Annotated in this window: 24 protein-coding genes; 5 read left to right on the top strand and 19 right to left on the bottom strand. The window is 54.5% G+C overall.

The features are described from left to right. The first annotated feature begins 188 nt into the window (after positions 1 to 188). Both CUC53_RS13035 and ompA read left to right on the top strand, forming a co-directional pair. A complete protein-coding gene (locus tag CUC53_RS13035) occupies positions 189 to 1,217 on the top strand; it encodes an SGNH/GDSL hydrolase family protein (protein WP_100294558.1) in 1,029 nt (342 codons plus the stop codon). Positions 1,218 to 1,474: 257 nt separating this feature from the next. Then, the gene (ompA, locus tag CUC53_RS13030; RefSeq protein WP_100294557.1) at positions 1,475 to 2,512 is read left to right on the top strand and encodes a porin OmpA; all 1,038 of its coding nucleotides are present in this window, start codon (positions 1,475 to 1,477) and stop codon (positions 2,510 to 2,512) included. A gap of 435 nt (positions 2,513 to 2,947) precedes the next feature. Here the strand turns inward: ompA and CUC53_RS13025 are convergent, their stop codons facing one another. From CUC53_RS13025 to CUC53_RS13015, 3 genes are all read right to left on the bottom strand, one after another. Next, complete coding sequence (locus tag CUC53_RS13025) at positions 2,948 to 3,157, bottom strand: cold-shock protein (RefSeq protein ID WP_100294556.1); 210 nt, start codon at positions 3,155 to 3,157, stop codon at positions 2,948 to 2,950. A gap of 262 nt (positions 3,158 to 3,419) precedes the next feature. Next, on the bottom strand, positions 3,420 to 4,058 hold the full coding sequence (locus CUC53_RS13020) for a LysM-like peptidoglycan-binding domain-containing protein (RefSeq protein WP_100294555.1): 639 nt from the start codon (positions 4,056 to 4,058) through the stop codon (positions 3,420 to 3,422). 718 nt (positions 4,059 to 4,776) lie between these two features. Continuing rightward, entirely contained in the window at positions 4,777 to 5,634 is an 858-nt protein-coding gene (locus CUC53_RS13015; RefSeq protein ID WP_100294554.1) for a Tim44 domain-containing protein, read from the bottom strand. Between the two features lie 511 nt (positions 5,635 to 6,145). Here CUC53_RS13015 and dnaB point away from each other — a divergent pair. Next, complete coding sequence (gene dnaB / locus CUC53_RS13010) at positions 6,146 to 7,540, top strand: replicative DNA helicase (protein WP_100294553.1); 1,395 nt, start codon at positions 6,146 to 6,148, stop codon at positions 7,538 to 7,540. 61 nt (positions 7,541 to 7,601) lie between these two features. Next, complete coding sequence (gene alr, locus CUC53_RS13005; protein WP_100294552.1) at positions 7,602 to 8,675, top strand: alanine racemase; 1,074 nt, start codon at positions 7,602 to 7,604, stop codon at positions 8,673 to 8,675. Positions 8,676 to 8,727: 52 nt separating this feature from the next. Here the strand turns inward: alr and CUC53_RS13000 are convergent, their stop codons facing one another. The 12 genes from CUC53_RS13000 to CUC53_RS12945 all read right to left on the bottom strand — a co-directional run bounded on the left by CUC53_RS13000 (position 8,728) and on the right by CUC53_RS12945 (position 20,141). Then, a complete protein-coding gene (locus CUC53_RS13000) occupies positions 8,728 to 9,615 on the bottom strand; it encodes a DMT family transporter (RefSeq protein ID WP_100294551.1) in 888 nt (295 codons plus the stop codon). 459 nt (positions 9,616 to 10,074) lie between these two features. Then, positions 10,075 to 11,316: a lysophospholipid transporter LplT gene (gene lplT, locus CUC53_RS12995; RefSeq protein ID WP_100294550.1), complete on the bottom strand. Its 1,242-nt coding sequence runs from the start codon at positions 11,314 to 11,316 to the stop codon at positions 10,075 to 10,077. A 2-nt stretch (positions 11,317 to 11,318) separates the two neighbouring features. Further along, positions 11,319 to 13,478, bottom strand: a complete 2,160-nt coding sequence (gene aas, locus CUC53_RS12990; RefSeq protein ID WP_100294549.1) for a bifunctional acyl-ACP--phospholipid O-acyltransferase/long-chain-fatty-acid--ACP ligase — start codon at positions 13,476 to 13,478, stop codon at positions 11,319 to 11,321. A 23-nt stretch (positions 13,479 to 13,501) separates the two neighbouring features. After that, entirely contained in the window at positions 13,502 to 13,819 is a 318-nt protein-coding gene (locus CUC53_RS12985; RefSeq protein ID WP_201796760.1) for an ArsR/SmtB family transcription factor, read from the bottom strand. A 309-nt stretch (positions 13,820 to 14,128) separates the two neighbouring features. Beyond that, positions 14,129 to 14,989 carry a TIGR03899 family protein gene (locus CUC53_RS12980; RefSeq protein ID WP_100294547.1) on the bottom strand — a complete coding sequence of 287 codons (861 nt, stop codon included), beginning with the start codon at positions 14,987 to 14,989 and terminating at the stop codon, positions 14,129 to 14,131. A 106-nt stretch (positions 14,990 to 15,095) separates the two neighbouring features. Next, positions 15,096 to 15,566, bottom strand: a complete 471-nt coding sequence (locus CUC53_RS12975) for a DUF3299 domain-containing protein (RefSeq protein ID WP_167386756.1) — start codon at positions 15,564 to 15,566, stop codon at positions 15,096 to 15,098. Positions 15,567 to 15,609: 43 nt separating this feature from the next. Then, the gene (locus CUC53_RS12970) at positions 15,610 to 16,857 is read right to left on the bottom strand and encodes an ABC transporter permease (RefSeq protein ID WP_100294546.1); all 1,248 of its coding nucleotides are present in this window, start codon (positions 16,855 to 16,857) and stop codon (positions 15,610 to 15,612) included. Continuing rightward, on the bottom strand, positions 16,851 to 17,540 hold the full coding sequence (locus tag CUC53_RS12965; protein WP_100294545.1) for an ABC transporter ATP-binding protein: 690 nt from the start codon (positions 17,538 to 17,540) through the stop codon (positions 16,851 to 16,853). Before CUC53_RS12965 ends, CUC53_RS12970 begins: the two co-directional genes overlap by 7 nt. A gap of 4 nt (positions 17,541 to 17,544) precedes the next feature. Beyond that, the gene (locus CUC53_RS12960) at positions 17,545 to 18,135 is read right to left on the bottom strand and encodes a DUF2796 domain-containing protein (RefSeq protein WP_100294544.1); all 591 of its coding nucleotides are present in this window, start codon (positions 18,133 to 18,135) and stop codon (positions 17,545 to 17,547) included. Between the two features lie 26 nt (positions 18,136 to 18,161). Beyond that, positions 18,162 to 18,458: a hypothetical protein gene (locus CUC53_RS12955; protein WP_100294543.1), complete on the bottom strand. Its 297-nt coding sequence runs from the start codon at positions 18,456 to 18,458 to the stop codon at positions 18,162 to 18,164. Between the two features lie 43 nt (positions 18,459 to 18,501). Continuing rightward, entirely contained in the window at positions 18,502 to 19,044 is a 543-nt protein-coding gene (locus CUC53_RS12950; RefSeq protein WP_100294542.1) for a YtfJ family protein, read from the bottom strand. Between the two features lie 218 nt (positions 19,045 to 19,262). Beyond that, positions 19,263 to 20,141 (bottom strand): hypothetical protein, encoded by an 879-nt coding sequence (locus tag CUC53_RS12945; RefSeq protein WP_100294541.1) that lies wholly within the window; start codon positions 20,139 to 20,141, stop codon positions 19,263 to 19,265. Positions 20,142 to 20,281: 140 nt separating this feature from the next. Here CUC53_RS12945 and CUC53_RS12940 point away from each other — a divergent pair, with 140 nt between their 5' ends. Next, a complete protein-coding gene (locus tag CUC53_RS12940) occupies positions 20,282 to 20,605 on the top strand; it encodes a hypothetical protein (RefSeq protein ID WP_100294540.1) in 324 nt (107 codons plus the stop codon). A gap of 51 nt (positions 20,606 to 20,656) precedes the next feature. Here the strand turns inward: CUC53_RS12940 and ppa are convergent, their stop codons facing one another. The 4 genes from ppa to CUC53_RS12920 all read right to left on the bottom strand — a co-directional run. Beyond that, entirely contained in the window at positions 20,657 to 21,187 is a 531-nt protein-coding gene (gene ppa / locus CUC53_RS12935; protein WP_100294539.1) for an inorganic diphosphatase, read from the bottom strand. A gap of 86 nt (positions 21,188 to 21,273) precedes the next feature. Then, complete coding sequence (gloA2, locus tag CUC53_RS12930) at positions 21,274 to 21,705, bottom strand: SMU1112c/YaeR family gloxylase I-like metalloprotein (RefSeq protein ID WP_100294538.1); 432 nt, start codon at positions 21,703 to 21,705, stop codon at positions 21,274 to 21,276. A 45-nt stretch (positions 21,706 to 21,750) separates the two neighbouring features. Further along, the gene (gene mrcB / locus CUC53_RS12925; protein ID WP_100294537.1) at positions 21,751 to 24,066 is read right to left on the bottom strand and encodes a penicillin-binding protein 1B; all 2,316 of its coding nucleotides are present in this window, start codon (positions 24,064 to 24,066) and stop codon (positions 21,751 to 21,753) included. A gap of 162 nt (positions 24,067 to 24,228) precedes the next feature. Further along, positions 24,229 to 25,600 (bottom strand): ATP-dependent helicase C-terminal domain-containing protein (locus CUC53_RS12920; protein WP_272896764.1); only part of this gene is annotated, 1,372 nt, incomplete at its 5' end.

The raw sequence follows: 25,600 nt of genomic DNA, 5'->3' as shown, positions 1-25,600 counted from the left end.
AAAAAAATGTGAAATAGGCTGGTTGAGCACTGTTCTGGATGACGGCGGCACGTTTCACTCGGGTCGATAGTGTGTTATTCGTATGGGGCTTTTTTGAACGGTGATAGCTGATACTAAGGTGGCCCATCTTGGTATGAGTGGCGGGTCTCTTGGCCGACTTTATCTGCTCGATAGATGAGGAACTTGATATGAAGCAATGGCTTATCTGTTTGTTGGGATTGTTTGCTCTGAGCGTGCAGGCAGTGGATCGTCCGGCTTTTTCTCGGATTGTGATGTTTGGCGATAGCCTCTCTGATACCGGCAAAATGTATCAAAAAATGAAGGGCTACCTGCCCTCCAGCCCCCCCTATTACAACGGACGATTCAGTAATGGCCCCGTCTGGCTGGAGCACTTACGTGATGACTATTTCCCTGGGCTGCTATTGGCAAATGAGGCTGAGGGAGGAGCGACGGCAGTTGCCTATAACAAATTAGGATGGGGCAATATTTGGGCATGGGACCCTAAATATCAGGTGATCAATAACCTTGATTACGAAATCAGTCAGTTTTTGAACAAGGATAAATTCCGTCCTGATGATGTGGTGGTGATCTGGGTTGGCGCTAATGACTATCTGGCTTATGGCTGGACAAAAAACCGTGATGTCGATCGAGTGATCACCACGATACGGTTAGCGGCTAATCGATTGGTTCTTAATGGGGCCAAGCATATCGTGCTGCTGAATCTGCCAGATCTGTCACGCACGCCGTCGGCGGTGAGTATGAAGATCGTGGAGTCGATGCGCCAAGTGAGCCGTTACCATAACCAGCGACTGCTCAATCTCACCCGTGAACTTGCGCCGCTGAATATTGTGAAACTGTTTGCGGTGGACCAGCAGTTTGATGAAATGATGCAAAACCCGCAGCAATTTGGCTTAAGTGATACCCAACATGCCTGTTATGACGGCAGTTACTGGTGGACCCCGTTCTCGCGCACCACGGCCGCAACGGCGACTCATTTGCCATTGACCTTGCCGGAGCAGCGAGCCATTGCGGGTAACCCGCTGTTGGCGCAAACCGTGGTCAAGCCTCAGGCTACTCGCCGTGCTATCGCACCCAACTGCAATGAGCACATGTTTTGGGATCAAGTTCATCCCACCGTCACTGTACATAAGGCGTTGGGGCAGCGGGTGGCTCAGTTTATGGAGCAGTACTACGAATTTCTTCCTCGTCGCTCCTGAAGTAAGCGATCGGTAATGGGAGGTGTTTTCGCCCGAATCTGCATTTGGGCTATTGATTTGTTAACTCCACACGCTCAATTCAGAAATTTGTTGCTGTGTTTGTAAACAAATTTACGATATGGTGTTTTTTGTTAATTGATATCAAACACTTGAAAATAGACTAACGTTGATATGCGTTTAGCATTGTTTAACGTGGGTGCTTAGAAGGTAGAGTGATATCAATCAACCTTCCTACATAAAGTTGCAGAGGCTAAGAGATGAAAAAATCACTAATTGCTTTACTCGTGACCGGTTTGATAGCGACGAATGCCCAAGCTGCTGGCCAAGACAACACTTGGTACGGTGGTGCCAAGCTGGGGTGGTCCAACTTCTATGGCGTTGATGAAAGTAACAGCATGACCATTGGCAATGAAACCAATGATGCCCTAGGAGCGGGTGCATTTGCTGGCTACCAAATCAACCAAAACCTCGGCCTAGAGCTGGGCTATGACTATCTGGGTAAATACAAATACGATGCAGTGAACAATCTCACTGCATCAGCATTTAGTGATGAGGTGAAAGCGCAGCTTGCTCAGCTGACCCTGAAGCTAGGCTTCCCAGTGACTGACGGTATTGATCTCTATGGCCGTTTAGGTGGCGGTTATGGCTGGGTTGATAGCGAAGCGTTCGACAGTGATAGCCGCTTTGTGGTGGTAGGCGCATTAGGGGCTGAGTATGCCTTGAACCGTGACTGGGCTGCACGGCTGGAGTATCAATACTCAAGCCCCTATGGCAGCCGTGATGATATTGGTTTGCGGATGGACAATGGCCTGCTCTCGCTGGCAGCGGTCTACCGTTTTGGCCAGGTTGCTCCCGTTGCACCAGCCCCAGCTCCCGCACCAGCCCCTGAGCCGGTAGTGGTAGAAAAACAGTTCACCCTCAGCTCAGATGTGCTGTTTGATTTTAATAAAGCCACCCTCAAGCCTGCAGCCTCCGAGGCACTGGACTCCCTCTACAGCCAAGTCAAAGAAGCGCGGCCTAAAGACGGCGTAGCAACGGTGATTGGTCATACTGACCGGATTGGCTCAGAAGGGTATAACCAAAAGCTTTCCGAGCAACGCGCCCAAACTGTGGCGGATTATCTGGTGAGCAAAGGGATTCCGGCCAGCAAGATCAATGTAGAAGGCCGTGGCAAGTCATCCCCAGTCACCGGTGATAAGTGTGTTAGCCAATCTAAGCGTGAGTTGATTGTCTGCCTAGCACCTGACCGCCGTGTGGATGTGAAGGTGGAAGGGGTGTCTGAGGTGCAGGAGTAAGATCCTACCTCAAACTAGGGCAACCCCGGCTGTATCCCCAGCCATAGCAACCAAGTAGCGTGATGCCAGTCAGAGCAATCTGACTGGCATTGTTGTTGGTGGTAGCAGGTCAGTTGTCAAAGGCACGACGTCAGTTAGTAGGCAGTCGCTTGAATGGGCGATCGTTGATTTAGGCTACCGGGGAACAGCAGTGCCAAGGTGCCGCCGGAAAACGCAAGGGCACAGATATGGCCTACAGTCAGCTCGGCAGTGACTGGAACGAGGTGGTCTTGGCAACGGTGCAGCTAGAAGCATCGGGTGTCCAAATGAGGCTCATAAAAAATCCGAAACCAATCAATAGGTTTCGGATTTTCACACATCAAAAGGAACGGTCAATGGATCGTTAGCCAAGTGGTATTAAGACTTAGGCTCCTCCTAGCGCTCCATCAACATGGACTAGATCAGTGTGACGTTTTCAGCCTGCGGGCCTTTTTGGCCTTGGGTCACAGTAAACTGGACTTTTTGGCCTTCTGCCAAGGTTTTAAAACCTGCGCTTTGGATGGAGGAGAAGTGAACGAAAACGTCCGGTCCTTGGGATTGCTCGATAAAGCCAAAACCCTTGGTTTCGTTGAACCATTTTACTTGGCCGGTGCGAATATCAGACATGTGCGAAATCCTATCAATAACAAAATGAAACTAAGCCCTGTGCGGGCCGCATTTGCCTTGCAAGCAGGGGTTGGCCCATGACTGACCACGTCTCTTCTGTCCCAGTAACACGTAGAACAATCCCTGTATAAAGCACAAACGATTGTACGTTAGCACCGATCCTTGTCAATTTGACCCGATAGCATTTTGGCTATCAGCTAGAAATATTGTGAACTCATGGGCCTATTTGTGGAAAACGGGAGGTATGACGCCTCCCGTTTTATTAATTTTTGAGGGTGAAGGATTCACCTTGACGGTCATAACGATAGATTGCTTGGCCATATGAACGAATTTCAACCCGCTTTATTCGACGGCTGGTATCGACCAAAATAAACACGGAGTGGCCAGATTGCAGCCTAGTCAGTGGACGGTCAGGTCCCTCTACCGCAATCAAGCGACTGAGTTCTGCACCGGGCAGCTCAAACTTGCGGAAAATAGAGTAAAGCGTCTCTCCGGCTAGCACATCATGTTGTAGCCAAGTGCCATTGACGGTCTCTTCAACTGGTTTTGCTGTATCGGGCTGACCGGTGGTTGGCACTTCAGCAGGTACTGCCAAAGGTACATTTAGTGAACCAGAAGGCGGCACAGGTGGCGTGCTCGGCGTTGGATCCCATGCGATCAACAGTAGCCACACTGGACAGAGCACCGCTAGCCCTATTACGTGGTAACGGGGCAGCGGGGAGCGCCATTGCCGTATGGTGGAAGCCGGTTGACGATGCGGGGTTATCATCTGACTTATGCGCTGGTACAACGGTAGTGTGGCCGCTTTAATGCGATCCATCAGGGATACTTGAGACTCATTTTTGCGACGCTGTTGGGCTCGTCGGTTATGGCCGCGGGGGCGACGGTCCGGGGTGGGCACGGCATTTACCTCTCACTACATCTGCCTGCCATCAGGCAAATTCATGCCTATGGTAAACGCAGTAACGCTGTAGGGGGAGTGTTTGCAGAAGGAAAATTATCGGTAGGAGTAATGAGAGCCTATTCCCACGAGGAGAAATTTTCTGTTGTCTCCCAGCCAAATACCTAGATAACAAAAGCGATCGTGTTGATTTGCGCTAACGCCGTCACGTTAGGGCTGGCTCCCCAACAGACTGGCTGCCCACTAACGAAGCCTTACACTTTGATACCCACTGTATCGTCCGCGCCCCATGAGTCAGCAAGGTGATCAGATAGCGGTCAGCTACGCTGACTGTTTCCAAGCAAAGTCGGCTTACTATCGTTGGCGTGTTGTCGTGGTACTTTCCAACCACTCAGCCAATTACCTGCCATTCATGACGTTTTTTCATTGCCGATGGACGCAACTAGGGGACTTGCTGAACCACGTCATGTAATTGGAAGAGAAAACGATGCCAATAGTCGCAGCCTTTATGGAGGTTGCTTGGATCACCAGTGAGCGCGACTGTCACCGAATAGGCACTCTGATACTGCTGTCATGGAGAAGAGATCATCCCGTTGGCGCCGATCTCCCAGGCATAGATGGCCAAAGAAAAATCCCCCCGACACAGGTATCGGGAGGATTTTGGGGGAATCGCGACGTTGGCTGACCTAGATGAGCTTAAGCGACTCACATCCCTAGGTTATAGCTGCTCAATACCAACGATATGCCACGGCGCATCTTGCTGGGCTATATTACGCTCAAGGTGCCATACCTCTTTGATATCTTCCTCGACTTGTTCTTGGCGATCCATATAACGACCACTGAAACGGACGCTCACTTGGGCCCAGTCGCTACCGTAGTCAGCACGTACCAATTGGGTATCCACATACATCACCTCGGTATGCTGCTCACCACTGAGTTCTGCACGTTCTGCGCTCAACTGAGCAAACAGTTCGGGGCTGACATATTCGCGTACCTTTTCGAGGTCATTTTTATTCCATGCCTCTTGCAACGTGCGATAGTGATCACGAGCACCAGATAGGAAACCATTCATATCAAAGCCTGGCGGTAAGCGAAATGGCACGTCGCTATCAGCAAAGCCTGTTGCCTGGGGAGCTCCGTGGCTCTGCTCAAATTGCTGTGGGGCTGAGTGCTGGGACGGCTGATAACCGGCATAGGCTTGCTGTGGCTGCGCTGCGGCCACCTTACCCTTACGTAGCGCCCGGATCAGGAAAACGGCGCCCAGCGCCAACAGGGCGATCAGCAGGAAGTCCATTCCTTGCAACCCTTCAAAAGCACCACTGCCAAGCAAGTAGGCAAACAGCCCGCCGGCTAACAAGCCACCAAGCAATCCGCCCATCAGACCACTTTTTTTCGGCGCAGTCTGCGCATTCAGGGTTGGATTTTTATTGTCTACGGGCTTAGCAGCTGGCTGGGTTGGTGCAGTTTTGTAACTTTTACCAAACGATTTACCGCCGCCAAATTTCTTTGCGTCGGCATGAGGTGCCCCTAGGCCAATAGCCAGGATCACGGCAAACAGGGTCAGCATCTTTTTCATTTTGACTCTTTTCACTCTTTGTCTGTGGTTGGGGCATGCCACGCGTGAGTAAGCTCAGCAAGGCACATAGCAGGCTGCTTATCCCTAATGTGTGTGCAGCTTGCGCGCATGATATAGCACAGATGGCATGAATTATTCATGAACAAATTGCTTAAAAGCCTATCCCAGTAGGCGTCATTGCGCAGTCAATCTGGTCACACATCGCGAGCAGAAACCGCAGCGTACATGGCATACCTGATGATTACGAGCACGACGCTGGGCCAACGTGACCACTGAAATAGTCCTAATGGAATAGCGCTAAGGCCTGATTGCCACCACTTGGGAGCATGGAATATGAAAAACCGACGGCTGAGTCGAAAAGAACGCAAAATGCGAAGCAAAGTAAATCAGAGTAAGTCGAAACAACCCCCGATATGGCCATTTATGATGGTGTGAGTCGCCAGATAGCGCTCGCCGTGGTTAGCTTTCTTTTGTAAAATTGCGGCTCCCTTCCCGCTGCGGTTTTATGTGTATGGCAGAGCAAGTGACGGCGAAAAAAGACGCCAAGACACAACAGCTGAAAGTTCCCCCCCACTCTTTTGAAGCCGAACAGTCCGTACTGGGCGGCTTAATGCTTGATAACGACGCCTGGGATCGCGTTGCCGAACGGGTTATTGAACAAGACTTCTACAGTCGCCCCCATCGCTTGATCTTCCAAGCGATGACTCGGCTATCAAATGCAGGGAATCCTATCGATTTGATTACCCTGCAAGAAGAGCTGGAACGTTCCGAGCAGCTCGAAGAGGCTGGAGGGTTTGCCTACCTGGTCGAGATCGCCAAAAACACCCCGAGTGCAGCCAATATCAACGCCTATGCCGAAATTGTACGGGAGCGGGCGGTGGTACGGGAGATGATCTCGGTGGCGAACGAGATCGTCGAAGCGGGTTATGAGCCACAAGGGCGCACATCGGGTGATCTGCTCGATCTGGCAGAAAGTAAAGTATTTAAAATTGCTGAGCAGCGCACCAGTGCTAACGAGGGGCCACAACCGCTCAAACTTATCTTAGAACAGACGGTCGACAAGATTGAGGAGCTGTTCAAGACACCTCACAACGGGGTCACTGGCGTATCGAGCGGTTATCACGACCTAGACAAGATGACCGCAGGCCTGCAGCGATCCGATTTGATCATCGTGGCGGCTCGTCCCTCCATGGGCAAAACAACCTTTGCCATGAACTTGTGCGAACATGCGGCACTGACTGCCGACAAACCGGTTCTGATCTTCTCCCTAGAGATGCCTTCCGAGCAGATCATCATGCGTATGCTTGCCTCAGTGGGACGCATTGACCAGACCAAGGTGCGTACCGGCCAACTCGACGACGAGGATTGGGCGCGGCTCTCCTCCACCATGGGGCTGCTGCTTGAAAAAGGGAAAATGTACATCGACGATGCCTCTGGCCTGACGCCAACCGATGTAAGGTCTCGGGCGCGGCGAGTGGCCAGAGAGCATGGCGGGCTATCGATGATCATGGTTGACTACCTGCAATTGATGCGGGTGCCGGCGTTGTCTGACAATCGAACCTTGGAAATCGGTGAAATTTCCCGTTCTCTCAAAGCGTTAGCAAAAGAACTGCAGTGCCCAGTCGTGGCGCTTTCTCAGCTTAATCGGAGCTTGGAACAACGGGCAGATAAGCGACCGGTTAACTCCGATCTACGTGAATCAGGGTCGATTGAGCAAGACGCAGACTTGATCATGTTTATCTATCGTGATGAGGTGTATCACGACGATAGTCCTGACAAAGGGATTGCTGAGATCATCATCGGCAAACAGCGTAACGGTCCGATAGGACGGGTGCGTCTTACCTTTCAAGGACAGTTTTCGCGTTTTGATAATTACGCGGGTCCAGCTTTTGACGATGACTATTGAATCGCAGTATTTGGCAGGATCAATGACGGTAACTCCATCTGCGTCCTCGTAAGGGAACACCATGAAAGCGGCTACAGCCCAAATCAACACGGCGGCCCTGCGCCATAACCTGGCCGTCATTAAACGCCTTGCTCCTCACAGCAAAATCATTGCCGTCGTCAAAGCTAACGCCTATGGTCATGGCCTACTCCCCGTCGCCCGAACCTTGGTGGATGCTGACGCGTATGCTGTTGCCAGACTCGAAGAGGCGTTAATGCTCCGCTCATGTGCCGTGGTTAAGCCGATCGTCTTGTTGGAAGGCTTCTTTTGTCGCGATCATGTGCCGATGTTGGCGCTCTATAACTTACAAACCGCGGTACATACTTGGGAGCAGCTCGAAGCACTTGAACAGGCCGATTTGCCTGCCCCCATCGTGGCATGGCTAAAGCTTGATACCGGTATGCACCGTCTTGGTGTGCGCAGCGAAGAGATGCCTGAGTTTATCGCGCGCCTAGCCAAATGTAAGAATGTGGTACAGCCGTTTAATATCATGACCCATTTCAGCCGCGCTGATGAGCGCGAGCAAGCCACAACCCATGAGCAGATCGCGTTATTTCGTCAATTGACGACGGAGCTAACCGGCGAACGAGCGCTGGCCAACTCTGCGGCGATTCTGGCTTGGCCCAGCGCCCATGCAGACTGGGCGCGACCAGGGGTCATCCTGTATGGTGTTTCGCCATTTCCTAGCACAGTCGCAGCAGATTATGGCCTGCAGCCAGCAATGAGCCTCAAAACCCAACTGATTGCCGTGCGCCACCATAAAGCGGGTGAACCCGTTGGTTATGGCGCTAACTGGGTATCAGATCGAGATACGCGACTCGGCGTCATCGCCATCGGCTATGGTGATGGCTACCCTAGGTCAGCACCTAATGGTACTCCCGTACTCATTAATGGCCGCATAGTGCCCCTAGTGGGCCGCGTCTCTATGGATATGACCACGGTCGATCTTGGACCCGATGCAAATGACCAAGTCGGTGATGAAGTGGTGCTATGGGGTGATGGGTTACCGGTGGAGCAAGTGGCTGATGCTATTGGCACGATTCCTTATCAGCTGATAACGAATCTCACCTCTCGCATTTTTATGAAATACAGCTAATGGTGTGACGGCACTTAACGGTCCCCATCGCACCACCCTGTAAGCGGCTACTCTAAGCCGTAGTACCGCGGCGGCGCAGCTTGATACTGCGCAGTAACATCGGCAATTGATACAGCGCCAATGCCCCCAGCACCAGACCTGCCCCAGCGAGTTTAGCGCCACCCAGCGGCTCATCATAAAAAAGAGTACTAAACAGCAAGGTCCACACAGGCTCAAGCAACATCAATAACGCGGCATGAGCGGTGGTCATTTTGCTGAGCGAAAGCGTCAGTAACAGATAGCGCAATGTGGTCGCAATCAGTACGCTGGCTGCAAACCACCCCCATATACCGCTGCTTATCGTATCTGGCCACTGTTCGGTAAGAAGGGAGAGTATCGTCCCGAGCACCCCCGTCATCGCCAGCTGAATACAGGTAAGCCAAGTAGGCGGTATAGATTGGGCAAAATGACGATGCACAGCGAGTTGAATACCTAACGTCGCGGCTGCGGCCAAAAACCAAAAAAGCGAAAACGAAACCCCCCAGCTAGTGCCACTAGAGAGCAGTAACAAGCCAGCAATAGCAAGGGGTAATGTCAGCCAGTAGTGCCGACCAGGCCGCGCTTTAAAGGCTACCCAAGCCGCTATCGGTGCCATCAGTGTTGATACGCTCATGATGAACGCCCCACTGCCCAGCGCATCACTTTGACTAATAGCCGTGATCCAAAGCAGCAGGCTCGTGCCCAGCAAGACACCGCCACCCGTAGCGCGAACAAACTGGGTTTGGGTTGGCACGGGCTCGTTCAACCATGCTAGCGGCAGGAGCAGCAATGCTGCGAGCAGAAAACGGCTGCCAATGAAACCCGCAGGAGGCAATTCATGGATAGCCTCTTTCGAGAAAAGCCAACCAGCAGCGGCCAACAAAGTGACTAGCGTCATCAGTACGAGAGGGGCACGGTTCATGGGAGTGATTGTCATGAAAAGTAGAGCTAAAGCATAAAAGAAAAGTGTTGGTCATAGCCATCGCTATCTGCACAAACCCTCTGCATTTTCATGCGATGTTGTTCGCCAACATACCGCTACTAAGGAAGGTCTCGATCGGTAGTAGTCAAGTAACACTGACCACAGTTTTATAAGCAGCCCGACACCGCTGTTCGGATTCGCTTGATGTTAAATCACTAGGGTAGGAGAGATTCAACCCCGAAGTGCAATCCCCCCGTCAATCCGTGTTATCAAGCTTCCCTGAGTATCGGGCTTTATCAGCTGTATTGATTGGGTTTGATAACCGCGTTGACCAAAGATCATCAAGCGGCGCCAGCGAGGAGCAGGTTCGTTAATTCCATCCCGAGTCTGATCGTGCCATGACGATCAACCGGCTCTGTCGCGTAGCAAGGTGCAGCCCCTTGCTACGCTAACCGCTACCTACGGTTGGTGAGTGCGCCCTGTCAGGCGATAGCTGATAAACAGGGCTCCCATCAGGGTGATCATTAACAAACCAAACCCTAATACCTCTTGCCCTGGGTCAAGGAGCTGGCTGGCAAGATAGTGAATGCCCACGAAAGCCGCGATCAGCAGGTTTTCGCAAAAGTTTTGTACCGCAATGGCCCGGCCCGCCCCCACGCTCTGCTGACCACGAGCTTGTAATAGAGCATTGAGGGGCACCACGAAAAAACCAGCCGCCACACCCACCGCCACCAGCAAGGCGGCGGCTTGCCACAAGGTGCTGACCCAGCCCATAAATAGCAGCGGTAACCCAATCAACAGCCCTGCCCACAATGCCCGTGGTGCTTGTTCTAGACGCACTAAGGTGCCCGCCAGTGCGGCGCCGATGATGATCCCGACAGAGACGATCCCCCCCAGATTGGTGGCGGCACTGGTGTTGGTTAACGCAAGGGCAAACGGCACCCAGGCAAACAGCACCAGGCGCAACGTGGAGCCAGCCCCCCAAAACAGGCTGGTGCCGAGCAAAGAGATCCGCGCTTGCCGATCGGTGAACAAGGTCAGCACCACGCTGGCGAACCCGCGCACCATGGTAATGACCGAGGCACCATCAAACGGGTGAACCACGGGCAAACGCGGGATCAGTAATGACAGCCCAACTGCCAAGGCATAGCAGACGGTGACCAGCACCAGCAGCCCGAGCAACGACACATCGGCCAGCAAGCCGCCCACCACGAAGCCCAGCAAGATAGCGACGATGGTTGAGCCTTCGATTAAGCCATTGGCTGAGACCAGATGCGCCGGGCGGCATAGCTGCACCAAAATGCCATATTTGGCTGGGGAGTAGAGCGCCGCGCCAATGCCAGTCAGCACATAGGCCACGATCACCCAGCTCACCATCTCTGCGGTGCCCAGCCAAGCTACTGCCAGCATCGCCAAGCCGGAGAGTAACTTAACGCTGTTTGCTAGCCACATGACCCGCCCCTTGGGTAAGGCGTCGGCCAGCAGACCCACAAAGGGGGCTAGCAGGATATAGGGCAGCACGAAACTGCCCTGTAACAACGCATCCATCCCTTTTTCGGCGGTCAGCGTCATCACCAGTTTGAGCGCCCCGACCAAAATGGCGTTATCGGCAAAGGCCGATAGAAACTGGGCCAGCAACACCGCGACCAAACCACGGGATAGCAGCGGCGTTGCCTCTGCATGTTGATGTTGTTGCGTCATGGTTATTCCCCGCTCGTGGCAGCCAGCGTTTTGAGGGTCAAATAGTCGGTTTTGCCGGTGCCCAGTAGCGGTAGAGCCGCCATCACCCGCAGATCTCGTGGCACCGCGAGGCTTGGAAAGCCCTGCTCTTTGGCACAGCGGTTGAGCTGCTCGGCGGTCACGCTGACCGTGCTAAACAGCACCAGCGCCTCGCCTTTGCTCTCATCTGGGCGGCTGCTGGCGGCGTGTTGCCCGGCTGGGCAGGCAAGTGCGGCTAGCTTCTCGACCACCTCAAGAGAGACCATCTCACCCGCGATTTTGGCAAAGCGCTTGAGTCGCCCCTGAATATGGACAAAGCCATCGTGATCGACTTCCACAATGTCGCCGGTGTTGTACCAACCCGCGCCAAGCTCAGAGGCGGTGGGCTCTAGCACCCCGGGTGCAGTTATGCGCAAATACCCTGCCATCACGTTCGGGCCACGTACATGCAAGATGCCGCCGCGTTCAATCCCTGGCACTGATTCAAGTTGCCATTCGATTCCAGGCAAGAACTGCCCCACACTGCCAGAGCGATAGGCCATCGGGGTATTGACTGCCAGCACCGGTGCGGTTTCCGTGGCACCATACCCTTCGAGAATGCGGATCCCAAATTTCTCAAACCACAGATCGCGCACCGTGCTGGCCAGCTTTTCAGCGCCCGCGACCACGTAGCGCACGCGGAAAAAATCGTAAGGATGGGCGTGCTTGGCGTATTGCCCCAAAAAGGTGCTGGTACCGAACAGCACCGAGCAGTTGCGGTCGTACACCACTTCGGGGATCACCTTGTAGTGCAAGGGCGAGGGGTAGAGGAACAATTTGGTGCCGGTGATCAACGGCAGCAAGGTGCCTGCCGTCAGGCCAAATGCGTGAAACACCGGCAAAGCATTCATAAACTTGTCGGTCGCCGAAAAGTCGATCACCGCCTGCACCTGCGTTAAGTTGGCCAATAGCTGGCGGTGGGTCAGCACTACCCCTTTGGGCACCCCCTCCGAGCCGGAGGTAAATAGCGTTACCGCTGGCGCATTAGGATTAGCGGCGGGCAACCAGCCGCGCTGACGTAACCAAGATGGCATCATCAGGGCACTGAGCAGCCACAGCTTATCTTTACCGGTCAGTTGCGCGCGCAGATCTTCCAGATAGTGGATCTGAAAGCGGCCGTCGAGTGCGGCGATCACCTCGCCCAGACGAGCCGTCTCGATGAATGCGCGGGAGGTGAGGATCACCTTAATGTCGGCCACCGCGCAGGCTGACTCGATCCCCTGACGCCCTGCGGTGTAGTTGAGCATGGCGGGGACCCGTCCAAATGCACCCGCACCGATCATCACTCCCACCGTGGCAGCCAGATTGGGCAACAGTACGCCAAATCGCTCGCTGGGCACGGTGATCTTGCTACAGATCCGCCCCAGCGCCAGCGTCATCTTCAATATGTCGCCATAGCTGAGCTCGACCTGACGCATGTCCTCTAACAGCCGATAGCGCCGACCACAGCGCTGGGCGGCTCCTTCCAGCGCTTGATAGAGGGTGCCACGGGGGCGCGAGGCAAACTGCATGTTCTGCATGATCCGGCGCAGGGTCTCACCGGCCTGCTCACGGCGCGCTTGGCTGGTCGCCTCAGTAGGCATCTCGATACGTTCACCCGGCATCACCGTGATGCGCATTTTGGGGAACCAGCTGCGCTGAGGATGCCCCTGCAGCCGACTGAACACGGTGCGGCCGGGGCCGTCGAGGTGGACCGGCAATAAGGTGGCCCCCGTCTTGGCTGCGACAAAGGCCGGACCGTTGTAGATCTTCATTAATGAACCGGTCACGGTGATCCGCCCCTCTGGGAAGATCACCACAGGGCGACCCGATTCCACCAGCCGCACTACCTGTTTAATCGCCATCGGGCTGGTTGGCGCAACCGCCAGATAGTCCACTAACACCAGCAACCGTTTAAACAACCAGTGCTCGGCGATACCGGTATGGACGACAAACACCGGACGAGCAGGCATAAACAGCGCCAGCAACACGCCATCAATAAAGGATTCATGATTGGCTACCACTAACACTTTCGGCTGTTGCAATACGTGCCAATCACCCCGTAACTCTACCCGAAATAGTTGCCGAAATAGCTGTCTTAATACCCATATAAACCATCTGCGCATTGATATTTTCCTTTATTATTCAACTATATGTCATTTTTCAGGTAGGTTATAACCTGTTGTAACGAACCTTGAATGAAATCTTTGTTTACCCAGAAATAGATCTCTTTGCCCTGCCGCTCATGCTCAAGCACCCCAGCCTCACGCAAGATCTTAAGATGATGGGAAACGGTTGGCCGCGATAAGGTTGAAACCTGTGCTAACTGGCCCGCCGTAAGTCGCTCGCCAGGCTCGAAGGTCAGCATGATCCGCTGCCGATGCTCATCACCTAACGCATTAAATAATTTCGCAATTTGTTGCCACGTTTGCGGAATCGCGCGGGAGTAGTCATGGTGCATAAGCATACATTTCCAAATTATTAAACATTTCGACATGTTAGGTTTTTTCGGCCCTCTGTAAAGGCGCTCATCGAGCCATGCTGTGACCATATCGGTAAAATGTGATCATTATCACATCTCGTAACTTATTGATAAGGTTTCTGATAAACAACAAATTAATAAATGGCAAAGCAGAGTGGCTGCACCGAGCAAGTCGGCAGCATCAAGGCATGACGGGGCAAGAGATCTGGGGCAATAGCGCTACCTAGGTGGGCGTTAGCGGCGCTACATTGACGGGGTTAGTTCACGACAAAGCGGAGATGGCAGAACAGAGCGTCAGCTTTGCTTGCTCTCTGATTCAGGTGGGGGCGCTTTGGGTTTGATCTCAAGTTGCACTTGTACTCCCTGCGCTAACACGGCTTTTAAGTCTTGCAGATACTCCTCTAACGGGGCATCGCTCAGCAGTTGAGCCAGTTCGTTTGCTACTGGGGTCAGGCGGTAGTAGAGCAAGGTAACCCCAGCTTGCTTGCGCAGCAGCCGCCAACGCTGGGTGCCAAATTCAAGTTCAACCCCATCTGCAGGGAGTGGACCGGATTCTAGCTCCCCACGATACAGCAGCCCCAGATCGAACAGTTGCAACATCCCGCTATAAGGCAATCGGTATTTGCCAAGTCCCAGCCGAGTGGCCTTGGCGCGGCTCAGTAGGCCAGCCCCTTTGTGGAGCCCTAGCAGCAGCCGTTGCTCGTCACTGCCGGTATAACGGCAGGTGAGCGAGCAAAGACGCTGAAACAACTGGGCATCGCGCTGAGTCATCTCTTTGAGGGTGGCAAGCGCGCGGATCGAAAAACGTCCCGGCGTAGCCACCTCCAACGCAAATATCCGCCCCCATAGCTGCTGCATGGGGATCATGCTGATGTCTTCTGCTAACTGCAGGAAACGGGTCAACCAGTCGCTGTCCATCTCCCCGCCAGCGGCCGTCTCGTGGCAATGGCGGGATGCCATTACCATGATGGTTTCCAAATTGCGTTGGCGCGCCGCTTGGACCGTTAACAGACGCAGGGTTGCCCGTTGTTCAAAGGTGCTATCAGTATTGCGAATGAGCATGCCATCAATACCGCGACTACGCGCCAACCGCAAAGTCTGCTCCTGACTACTCAGGATCGCACTCTCTTTTTTCGGAGGGGGTAGTTCGGCCATTGCTGACTCCATTCGCACAGATCCACAAAATGGGACATCACGTTAATCGTGCACCCAAGATAACAAAGCGGCCTTGATGAAAACCGCATTTTTTGCAATTCGTTGATTACTCTTGGTAAACACTGACCTCAACCGCCTCTAATGAGTACGACGCATTGGCCATATCATGGCTGGAGCTGGCGGTTCGCATCTTCCCTTTGACCCATACCGCATCCCACAGGTCATCGACGGGAGCCCCTTTCGGATAACTGACATAGATAACCTGATTCGTCGGCGGTGGCGGCACGTGGATACAGGCACCGAAATAGGGCACCAGCAAGAAGGCGGTGATGATCTTGGCATTCCCTTCCAACGGCACCACGAAACCTGGAATGCGAATATCTTGTTGATCCAACTTTTTATTTACCCCCCCTACCGGCTGAGGCACCGACATCGGGTTCTCATGATCGGGCAGGGAAGGTGGCAGTAGTTTCTCCCCCTCAGGGATCAGCAGATCCCAGTCGATGGTCTTGTAATCGGCTGCCATCGTCGGTAACGCCAGCAAGCTGGCTAGCAGCGCAGCTATTTTCCAGTTCATTATCAATCCTTTACGTATTTTTTTATGGTAATTAGGGGGACGACTAAACCCGAATCGTCATACCGTCACTTAAGCTATATCGGTAGGCACGCGCCGCAGGCAAGAGGCCAATGATCAATCCTGCTAACCAGACCACCCCCAGCAACTGCCACTCGTAACTGCCGGGAAGCCCCATTTGCAACTGAATGCCATAGCGACTCAGCAGCCAAGGGCTGGCGATCCCCTGCCCCAGATAGAGGAGTGCGACCCCTAATGCAATCCCTAAGCTAGTGAGCGCCACCGCCTCTAACGCCAATAAGCAGAACAGATGGCCCGGGCCAGCGCCAAGGGAGCGCAAAATAGCCAACTCGCGGCGCCGTTCGTTAAGCCCAGCCAGCAAGGTAGTCAGCATCCCGATCAGGCCTGCCACCACCACAAAACCAGCGATCACTGCGAGCGCGGTTTCTGCCACGCTCATCAGGCTCCACAACTCTTGCAAGGCGGCACCAGGTAGGATCGCCATCAACGGCTCGTTAGGGTATGTGTTCACACTGCGCTGCAGCTGAAACGCCAGAATTCGATTATTCAATCCCACCATAAAGGCGGTAATGCTTTTCGGCGTTAAATCTTCGGCCAATGCCTGTTCTGCCGTCACGTTTTTACTATGACGACCGGTGTCCCACCCTAGGTGAATGGCCTCTATGCCCGCTAGCGGCACATGAATCGTCCGATCAATGGGAGTACCGGTTGGGGCCAAAATCCCCACCACCTTGAACGGCAAATTGTCATGTTCACTGAACGAGGTGTTACCCGCCCCATGGGCAATCACGATCGGCTGATCGAGCCGGTAGCCCAGTTTCTCGGCCACTTGGGCGCCGAGCACCGCTTCAAATGGCGTCTGGAAGGGGCGGCCTTCCCGCAGTTGCAACGGCTGCTGTTGGCCATATTTCAGGTGGGTAAAATAGTCGCCCGTGGTCCCAAGTACCCGAAATCCCTTGTGGGAATCACCAAGAGAGAGCGGGATCGTCCACGCGATACCCGGTTGTTGTTTGATGGCTTGATAGGCCTGCCAACCCACATTGTTGGTCGGATTACCGATTCGAAAAACCGAGTAGAGTAGCAGATTGACCTGACCAGAACGGGCCCCAACAATCAGGTCGGTACCCGATACGGTATTGGCAAAGCCCTCGCGGGCCTGAGTGCGTACCCGCTCCACCCCGAGCAATAAGGTGACACTGATCGCCACCGCCAGCAGCGTCAGCCCCGCTGTGAGCCGACGAGCCCACACACTTTGCAAAGCCAGCTTCAGCATGTGGCCCTCCGGTTGAGTTGTTGCAGGTTTTCCACCCGAGCAAAGAGCGGTTCGAGATAAGGATCATGGCTGACGAAGATCAAGGTCGAACCTTGCCTCTCACACTCTGCAAACAGCAGCTTGATAAACGCCGCTCGATTGTCGGTATCCAACGCGGAGGTTGGTTCATCAGCAATCACCAAGGGGGGAGAACCGATCAAGGCCCGCGCTGCTGCGACCCGTTGCTGCTGGCCAATACTCAGGGCATGAACCGGCCGCTGCCAAGCCTCGTTGGGCAATTGCAATTCAGCCAACAAGCGGCGGGCTTCCTCGGTTGGGCTCTGGCGTAAACGCGCGCGTTTGGCGGGGGAGAAGGTGAGCGCTGATGTGACGTTATCAAGCACCGAGAGAAACGGCAGCAGATTAAACTGCTGGAAGATATAACCCAAATTAGCCGCCCGAAAGTGATCTCGGCCACGGCCTGAGAGCTGGGCCAATGGTTGGCCCAGCACCTCCAGTGTGCCGTGGTTGGCAGTCTGGATCCCTGCCAGCAATCCTAACAGGGTTGATTTACCGCAGCCCGAGGGCCCCTTGATAAAGACTCGCTCTCCTCTCTCAATGCGCAAAGTGGGTAGGTCGAGTACAGCATCCTGACCCGGCCAAGCAAAAGCGAGATCGCGGATTTCAACCACGGCGTTACTCATACGATCACCAGCTCAGCTTGTTAGCGGCAGGGGTCAACTCAGCAGCAGTTTGGCCAGTCGGCAAGATGCCTTGCACACTCAGCTTTTCTAAACTGGGATAGACCGTAAACAAGGTCGCTTCCAGACCACTCAATTTTGCTGGTGTGCGGCAAGTAAAGGTATACATAGCACCCATATCCGCGTGACCGGCTTCGCCTTCATCATCGTGGTGCTCGTCATGGCCACTGGCCTCTTTTGCATGTTCATGTTCATGGCCGTGATCATGCTCATCTTCATGATGTGCTTGGGCCGCATTCACCTCTTGCTGAGTCAAGGTGCAACCCGCATCCGGGCTAAAGCGAAACAACTGATCCGGCTGCTTGAGCAGTGCCAGCGCTTTAGCATATTTCGCTTTTTCTTCGGCACTTTTGGCTTCATGTTCAAAGCCCACTAAATCCGCCGCTGGGGCCTGCAGTTCAATTAATAACTGCTCGCCATCTAGCACCAGATTGAGCTGCCCATGACCATGCTCATGGGCACCATGGCTTTCATGCTCGGGATGATTTGCGTGTACACCAAAGGCGGCGGCTGCCAGCAAAAAAGTCACTGCTTTCATATTTAATCCTTAAAAAAATAAATAAATCAGATAGAGGGAAACATGAAGGCAGGCGTAGGGGGCGCCCGTATCGGATAAGTACGGATCAGCTGACTGGGAATCGCAGCAGGCCAGACATGGCACGCTTGATGTACGGCCGCCGGAACGAAAGGCAGAGCAACCGACGGGGGCAATGCTTGGTTGCCATCCAAATGAAGGGCACACATTAGACAGTGATGATCGTGATCCGCTACACCCGCTTCCAGCGGATGCTGGGCTAACGCCGGTTGCAACCACAACCAGCCCAACAACACGATCCAGATTGTGAACTTGATACGACCCATAAAAACCTAAAAAAAGGGCACCATCAGTGCCCCTTCGATCAACTTAAAGTTGTGATTTGATAAGCCCCATCACAGTTGTGATGTCGTTGGCACCGAGCTGACCATCTTTAACAAACAATACCTTACCGCTTTTATCTAACAAGATGATGGCTGAGCTCTCTGCGGTCAGACCCCATGCATTGCGCGCCATCCCTTTCCCATCGAGCACAATCACGGACCAAGGAAACTCTTTTTTACTCTCCTCGGCACTGCTTTTGACAAAGCTGGACGTTCCCCAAATAGCGTCATTGCTATTGATGATCGTCACGGTCTGATACTTATCCTGAGGTAACTTAGCTGCCTTAATGGCCTCGATCATCGGTGCATTCAGCGCTTTAGCACTTGAGCGACCAGCAATATGTTGCACCAAGAAAACCTTGCCCTTGAGGGCCTGACTTTGCCAAGGCTGATAGCCAACGTCAGCACCATTTAACACCAATTCCCCTTGCTCGCTGACATTAACCGGAGGCACAGGGGCCGCATCCTTGAGGTTATGCGCCAACGCCAAGCACGGCAGCAGCGCCAAACTAAGTACCATATGCTTCATATTGATGACACTCCATGTGTGATGTGATGACCAGCGGTAGATTGCAGAAATGAGCGACCCACATCCTAAACGGATCGGATCGGTTTAAAAAGTGCTAAGTCAGGCATAACAGGTAAGAGAAACCCCCTCATCAATCACGACCTAGATGAGGGGGGCGCTTAGAATGGCATGGCATTAATAAAAATCAATGTGGTGGATACTGGTTAGCGCTACAAAAATCAGTACAGCGACTCACTGATGAGTGGAATCTTCGCCAGCGCCATCTGCTGTGCCAGCAACGGGGAGCCGGTGAGCAACACGTGGCGCTGTTCATTGATCACCACGACATCACCACTGACACCGCTGTCAGCCGTAATGGCCAACCACGCTGGGGAGACACTCCCAATACTGATGTCAGGGTAAATAATGCTAAGAGAGTATTGAGGGGCTAACTCCGCCAGCAAACTCGCCATCAGCAACACTTTTTCATCGCTATCGGCTTTGTTGTCTTGTAACGCCTGTAATGGCAGCGCGAAATGTTCTGCCTGCTCTGGGGGGGTCGGGATGGCGTTAAGCCACGCTTGCAGCAGACTGATGGTGCTCTGTAAATCTCGGCCAGCAAATTGATGGGCCAAGGGTTTTAAATCACTTTTAAAGTCATAAAACAACTGCGAATAGTTGGGCCTGACACAAGGCAGCTTGCGGTTGGAGGGATGAATGCAAGGCACCATTCGCATCTGGTAAAAAGCATCATCTTGATACTGTTGGTAGGCTTGCCAGAATAAGCCAGATTCATCACTCTGGTCATGCAGCATGAAGGCTTGCTCTAAGTTACGGAACTTAGTCGCGGTCTCTGGGCTGTTCTGGTTAATGACATTGATGCTGTTATAAAGTCGCGGGCTAATATAAGCGTAAAGCGTCTCCAGTGGGTTCGTGAGGGAGGCCTCCAGCAATGCCACCTCACGACGGCTGGCCGCCATCGCATCATCGTTGGTCGTCAGATAAAACTGTTTGAGCTGACCATCTGGGGAGTGCAGCTGCCAGCTCAAATTGATGTCGCTAGCTTGACCAGATGAACAAATAACGAAACCCAACCACAGACCCAGTGTCAACTTCATGATAAGACACTCCATAGGCAGACATGATTAACAACTAGGCGAGCCTGAACCGGTCTGGGATGGTTTCGTTTTGTGATCGAGATAACAGATTGATGTGACTTTTAATTTAATTGTGAAATTAAGTCATTCTGGAGGTAATTATGAAGCGCAGCCCCCTCTTGATAGCGCTACTGCTCGCTACCTTAGCCCATGCAGGTCCTGTCATCATCAGTAAAGGCGACAGCAGCATCAATGCCTTTGCTTTGCGAGATCAGCTGGCGCGGGAACACGAGTGGCAAGAGTGGTTACGTCTACAGCAGGCGCTCAAATGGCTAGAGGTGTTACCGGTAAATTGTGAATTGACCAGCCAACAGGACCATAGCTATCGCTGCGGTGGTCAGTACTATCGTCCGTATCGCCAAGCAGGCAAAGAGATCTATATCCAAGGCAACCCATCGCCCTCTCACCCTACATCACCGCAATAAAAAGGCGCCGTAAGGCGCCCTTTGTCACGTTATGCGGATACCGATTACGGCTTATTTCGCAGCGTAACGCTCCGCAGAGGTTGTGATCTCCGCTTCGGCAGCGGCCTTGTCGCCCCATCCTTCGACCTTGACCCACTTACCCGCTTCCAGCTCTTTGTAGCGCTCGAAGAAGTGCTGGATCTGGGCTTTGAGCAGCTCAGGCAGATCGTTCACATCTTGGATGTGGTCGTACTGCTTGGTCAGCTTAGAGTGCGGCACCGCAACGATTTTGGCATCTTCGCCAGATTCGTCGGTCATTTTCAGCACGCCAACAGGGCGGCAACGGATCACTGAACCGGCCAGCAGTGGGTAAGGGGTCGGCACCAGTACGTCAACGGGGTCACCATCCAGTGACAGGGTCGCGTTCACATAGCCGTAGTTGCATGGATAGAACATCGGGGTAGACATGAAGCGATCGACGAAAATTGCACCGCTATCTTTGTCCACTTCGTACTTGATCGGGTCAGCATTTTGCGGGATTTCGATGATGACATAGATGTCGTCGGGCAGGTTTTTACCCGCCGGGACCAAATTCAGGCTCATGACGTTTCCTTAAGGGTGGTTAGCGTGAAATTTCGCAGGCCGACATTATAGCGATGTGGCGCCAAATCGCCATATTTCAGCATCGGTTAAGCCAGTTCATACCCCGCAGTGCCACCAGACGCAGCCTGTTCGTACAGCTCCAGTGGCAGACCGTCAGGGTCTGCGAAGAAGGTGAAGCGGCGCCCAGTCAACTCATCCACCCGCACCGGCTCCACCGTGATGTGATGGGCCTGCAGATGAGCCATCACCTCATCAAGCGCTCCGACCCGAAACGCCAGATGCCGCAAGCCGCACGCCTCAGGATGGGACGGGCGAGCAGGCGGGGTGGGGAAGCTAAATAACTCCAGCTGGTTGCCATCGGACAGGGCCAGATCCAGCTTCCACGACTGGCGCGCTTCGCGCAGGGTTTCGGCGATGATAGGTAGCCCCAGCAGCTCGTGGTAGAAATGGCGCGAGCGTTGGTAATCGCTGACGATGATCGCCACATGGTGCAGGCCATCAAGCAGTGGTCGTTGCATCACAACTCCTTGGCAAGGGGGGCTAAGCAAGCCCAGCCCATGGCATCAGTTAAGAAAACCGCCGAACCAATCATCCAGCGCACTGCGCGGGGCGCTCTCGCCGCATCCGGTTGCCGCCCCAAGGGTGGCCAGATTGGCGGGCACCTGCAAACTGCCGGGGCAATCGCTCGTCACGCGAACGCCGCTGCTGCGCGAGAAATTGGCCCAGCTCACCCCTTCCGGCATCTTAAGGGCCAAGCTGTTAACCCCGCGTTGCCCCATATAGCCACTAAAAAGCTGCAGTGCACCATTAGAGCCGGTGAGCCCTGCCGGGGTGTTGTCATCACGACCAACCCACACACTGACCAGCTCATTGTTATCAAGCCCAGCAAACCAAGAGTCTCTGAGCTCATTGGTTGTGCCCGTCTTGCCCGCCATGGTGGCGCCAGGGAACTTAGCCGTCAGGGAACGTGCAGTGCCTTGGCTGACCGTCCGTGTCATGGCAAACAGGGTTAACCAGCTCGCTTGGCTATCGGTGACGCGTTTCGCACTGTCATCGTGTTGATAAAGCAGGCTGCCATCGCCTTTCACCACCGCGCGGATCGCCGACAATGACTGGGTCAGCCCTTGATTGGCGATGGGCAGGAACATCTGGTTCACCTCCATTGGTGAGAGCGCTACCGCCCCCAGCACTAATGATGGATAGGGTTGGATCTCCTGTTTGACCCCCAGCTGATGAAGGGTGTCGACCACTTTCTCCAGTCCGATTTGCAGACCCAGATTGACGGTCGGCACGTTCAGCGAGCTGGCCAGCGCATCCATCAAGGGCACACTTTCGCGGAATTTGCGGTCGTAGTTCTGCGGGGTCCAAAGCTGGCCATCCTGCCCGCGAATGCGGATCGGGCGATCCTTAAGCGGCGTGGCCAAGGTCAAGCCATTGGCTAACCCGGTGAGGTAAACCGCCGGTTTCACCAACGAGCCAATCTGGCGACGGGCATCCAGCGCTCGGTTGAAGCCGGCGTAGCGAGGATCACGCCCGCCCACCAGCGCAACCACCTCGCCCTTATGCCAGTCGGAGACCACCATGGCCGCCTCTAATCGTTTCTTCCCATGCAGTTTTTCGATCTGGGCAAGACCCGACTCGACTGCCCGCTCCGCCGCATGTTGCGCGATAGGATCGAGGCTGGTGAAGATTTTCAGGCCTGACTGCTTCAGCAGATCAGGGCCAAAGCGACTCTGTAACTCACGCTTGAGCAGCCCCATAAACGCCGGTGTACGGCCATAACTCATCTGACCGCGCGTGATGATGCCAAGGGGCTGTTTGCTGGCCAGCGTGTACTCGGCTTCGGTCAAGCTGCCGTGATCCATCAATAACTTGAGCACCAGATCGCGGCGCGTTTTGGCTCGCTCAGGGAAGCGCCACGGATCGTAATAAGAGGGGCCTTTCACCAGCCCCACCAGTAGGGCAACTTGCTCAATATCGAGCTCGTTAACCGGGATCCCAAAATAGAAGTAGGAGGCGAGGCCAAAACCGTAGACCCCTTGCGAGAAGTTCTGCCCCAAATAGACCTCATTGAGGTAGGACTCGAGGATCTCATCTTTGCTATAGCGATAGTCGATCAACACCGCCATGTAGGCCTCTTGCAGCTTGCGCCACAAACTGCGTTCACGGGTCAGGAAAAAGTTCTTCGCCAGCTGCTGGGTCAGGGTGCTGCCCCCTTGCACCGTGCGACCCGCCAGTAAATTGGCAAATACCGCTCGTAAAATAGCCACCGGCGAGATGCCGCCGTGCTGATAGAAATCACGGTCTTCGGTCGTCAGCAGCGTCACTAACAGGCTATCGGGCACCTCAGCAAGGCGCACCAGCAGGCGATCTTCACGGGCTTCGGTATTGAGACGATCGAGCAACACTGGGTCCATTTGGGCGTAACCAAGCTGGCGCTGATTCTCTAAAGATTGAATCCCTTCTAGGCGAGGCCCATTGAAGGTCAGGCGCAAACCACGGGCACCATCCGCGCCCTCGTGAAACTCAAATGGACGCCGCAGCAGCTCGATACGATGGCCACTGACGCTGTACTCCCCTGGAGTGTGAGGCTGGCGCACCTGCTTGTAGCTCAGCATGTTAAGCTCGCGCAGCATCTGGTCGCGCGACAGGCGCTGACTGGGATAGAGCTCTAGCGGACGACTGTAAACCATCACCGGCAGTTGCCATTTTTCACCATCAAACCGCTCGCGCACCTTGGTATCGAGATAGATACCAAACACCACCATGAAAGCCGCCACCACTAAGGAAAGCTTGAAACCAAGCCAAAATAGCGTGCGTTTAATGGATCGCTTCGGTGCCGCCTTCTTGGGGGCGCGCTTGCGTCGTTGGGTTGCCATGGTTCCTCTTTACCTGTTCGTCATTATTGGTTGGGTTGTGATAGCAGTGTGAGCATTACCGAGTCCGACAGAGCGGTAGATTCAGTTAGCTACGCAGCGGTGTCATCGCACAATCGCAGCCGATTATCTACCAAATGGTCGGTGAGATGGCGTTCATCTAAGCTACATTCCCATCTTCTTTTTGGTGACCCTGGTCGGCATCGCCTCCAGCGGATTATCCGGCCAGTAGTGGCGCGGATAGCGCCCCTTCATCTCTTTTTTGACCTGCTCGTAAGAGCCTGCCCAGAAAGCGGCCAGATCGGCGGTGATCTGCAGCGGCCGCTGGGCGGGGGAGAGTAGCTCCACCACCAGCGGCACCCGGCCATCGGCCACGCAGGGGGTGGCGCCTTGGCCAAACATCTCCTGAATACGCACCGGGATCACCGGCGCCTGCCCCGGCTGATAACGGATGGCCACTCGGCTGCCCGTTGGTGCAGTAAAGTGACTCGGCAGCGCCTCGTCCAGCCGTTTAGGCAATGGCCAAGGCAGCGACTGGCGCAGGATGTCGCTCAGGGTGAGTTTTTTCAACTGCTCTAGCCGGGTCATGCCGCTCAGCGCGGGTAGCAACCACTGCTCCAGCGTGGCCAGCAGGCTATCGTCATCCATGGCCGGCCACCCCTCATCGGGCAGCCAATCACTGGCACAGCGCAGGCGGGCCAGCAACCCTGCACTGGCATCATCCCATGGCAAGACATGCAGCCCCTTACGACGAATGCCTTGCAGCAGGCAGCGTCCTTTTTGCTCGTCAGAGAGTTCGCTCAGTGGTCGCTGGTTCAGCACCAGTTCGCCGAGCACCCACTGGCGTTCGGCGCGCACCCGCTCTTCCCGTTCATCCCAGTCAAACCACTGCCGTTCGCTGACCAGATCCGGCAGCTGGCGCACTAGCTCGTCCAGATCGACCGGTTCGGCGATAAAAATGCGGCTGCCACGCTCGTTCTGCCCCATCTCGACGGCCACCAGTGCGGGCTGTCCCTGACAAGGGTGACCGTCGACCAGATCGCCGCTCACCCCACCACTGAGTTGATAGCGACTGCCACTGCGCAGCTTGCCGATGCGATCCGGCCAGGCGAGGGCGCAGAGCAGCCCCAGCCACTGACCTTGACCATTGGCTGGGTGCACACCAAGCCGTTCGAACCAGCGGGCAGCCCCCTGGCGCAGGGCACTTTGCCGACGATGAAATAGCACCGAGAGCCGCTCCGAGCCTCGCAGATCCTCTTCCTGCAGCGCCACCAGATATGCGGCATCGGCGATAATCCCTGTCAGACCTTCGGACTCCAGCTCGCGGGCGCGCAGCAGCATGCGGGCGAGGCGAGGGTGGGTACCGAAGGCGGCCATGGCACGGCCAGCGGGAGTAAGTTGTTGCTCACCCTCCGGCTTCATGGCGCCAAGGGCCACCAGCAGCCGCTGGGCGCTGGCCACCGCGGCGGCGGGGGGCATGTCCAGCAGTGGTAGATCTTCCACCTTGGCGCCCCACTGGGCGGCATCCAGCAGCAAC

Source organism: Aeromonas cavernicola (assembly GCF_002795305.1).
GTDB classification, from domain to species: Bacteria; Pseudomonadota; Gammaproteobacteria; order Enterobacterales; family Aeromonadaceae; genus Aeromonas; species Aeromonas cavernicola.
This window is presented reverse-complemented; position numbering and strand designations above follow the sequence as displayed.

Bases quoted from the DNA above. Each gene is read 5' to 3' on its own strand.
- CUC53_RS13035 (WP_100294558.1), top strand. From the start codon at position 189: ATGAAGCAATGGCTTATCTGTTTGTTGGGATTGTTTGCTCTGAGCGTG.
- ompA (WP_100294557.1), top strand. From the start codon at position 1,475: ATGAAAAAATCACTAATTGCTTTACTCGTGACCGGTTTGATAGCGACG.
- CUC53_RS13025 (WP_100294556.1), bottom strand. From the start codon at position 3,157: ATGTCTGATATTCGCACCGGCCAAGTAAAATGGTTCAACGAAACCAAG.
- CUC53_RS13015 (WP_100294554.1), bottom strand. From the start codon at position 5,634: ATGAAAAAGATGCTGACCCTGTTTGCCGTGATCCTGGCTATTGGCCTA.
- dnaB (WP_100294553.1), top strand. From the start codon at position 6,146: ATGGCAGAGCAAGTGACGGCGAAAAAAGACGCCAAGACACAACAGCTG.
- alr (WP_100294552.1), top strand. From the start codon at position 7,602: ATGAAAGCGGCTACAGCCCAAATCAACACGGCGGCCCTGCGCCATAAC.
- CUC53_RS13000 (WP_100294551.1), bottom strand. From the start codon at position 9,615: ATGAACCGTGCCCCTCTCGTACTGATGACGCTAGTCACTTTGTTGGCC.
- lplT (WP_100294550.1), bottom strand. From the start codon at position 11,316: ATGACGCAACAACATCAACATGCAGAGGCAACGCCGCTGCTATCCCGT.
- aas (WP_100294549.1), bottom strand. From the start codon at position 13,478: ATGCGCAGATGGTTTATATGGGTATTAAGACAGCTATTTCGGCAACTA.
- CUC53_RS12985 (WP_201796760.1), bottom strand. From the start codon at position 13,819: ATGCTTATGCACCATGACTACTCCCGCGCGATTCCGCAAACGTGGCAA.
- CUC53_RS12980 (WP_100294547.1), bottom strand. From the start codon at position 14,989: ATGGCCGAACTACCCCCTCCGAAAAAAGAGAGTGCGATCCTGAGTAGT.
- CUC53_RS12975 (WP_167386756.1), bottom strand. From the start codon at position 15,566: ATGAACTGGAAAATAGCTGCGCTGCTAGCCAGCTTGCTGGCGTTACCG.
- CUC53_RS12970 (WP_100294546.1), bottom strand. From the start codon at position 16,857: ATGCTGAAGCTGGCTTTGCAAAGTGTGTGGGCTCGTCGGCTCACAGCG.
- CUC53_RS12965 (WP_100294545.1), bottom strand. From the start codon at position 17,540: ATGAGTAACGCCGTGGTTGAAATCCGCGATCTCGCTTTTGCTTGGCCG.
- CUC53_RS12960 (WP_100294544.1), bottom strand. From the start codon at position 18,135: ATGAAAGCAGTGACTTTTTTGCTGGCAGCCGCCGCCTTTGGTGTACAC.
- CUC53_RS12955 (WP_100294543.1), bottom strand. From the start codon at position 18,458: ATGGGTCGTATCAAGTTCACAATCTGGATCGTGTTGTTGGGCTGGTTG.
- CUC53_RS12950 (WP_100294542.1), bottom strand. From the start codon at position 19,044: ATGAAGCATATGGTACTTAGTTTGGCGCTGCTGCCGTGCTTGGCGTTG.
- CUC53_RS12945 (WP_100294541.1), bottom strand. From the start codon at position 20,141: ATGAAGTTGACACTGGGTCTGTGGTTGGGTTTCGTTATTTGTTCATCT.
- CUC53_RS12940 (WP_100294540.1), top strand. From the start codon at position 20,282: ATGAAGCGCAGCCCCCTCTTGATAGCGCTACTGCTCGCTACCTTAGCC.
- ppa (WP_100294539.1), bottom strand. From the start codon at position 21,187: ATGAGCCTGAATTTGGTCCCGGCGGGTAAAAACCTGCCCGACGACATC.
- gloA2 (WP_100294538.1), bottom strand. From the start codon at position 21,705: ATGCAACGACCACTGCTTGATGGCCTGCACCATGTGGCGATCATCGTC.
- mrcB (WP_100294537.1), bottom strand. From the start codon at position 24,066: ATGGCAACCCAACGACGCAAGCGCGCCCCCAAGAAGGCGGCACCGAAG.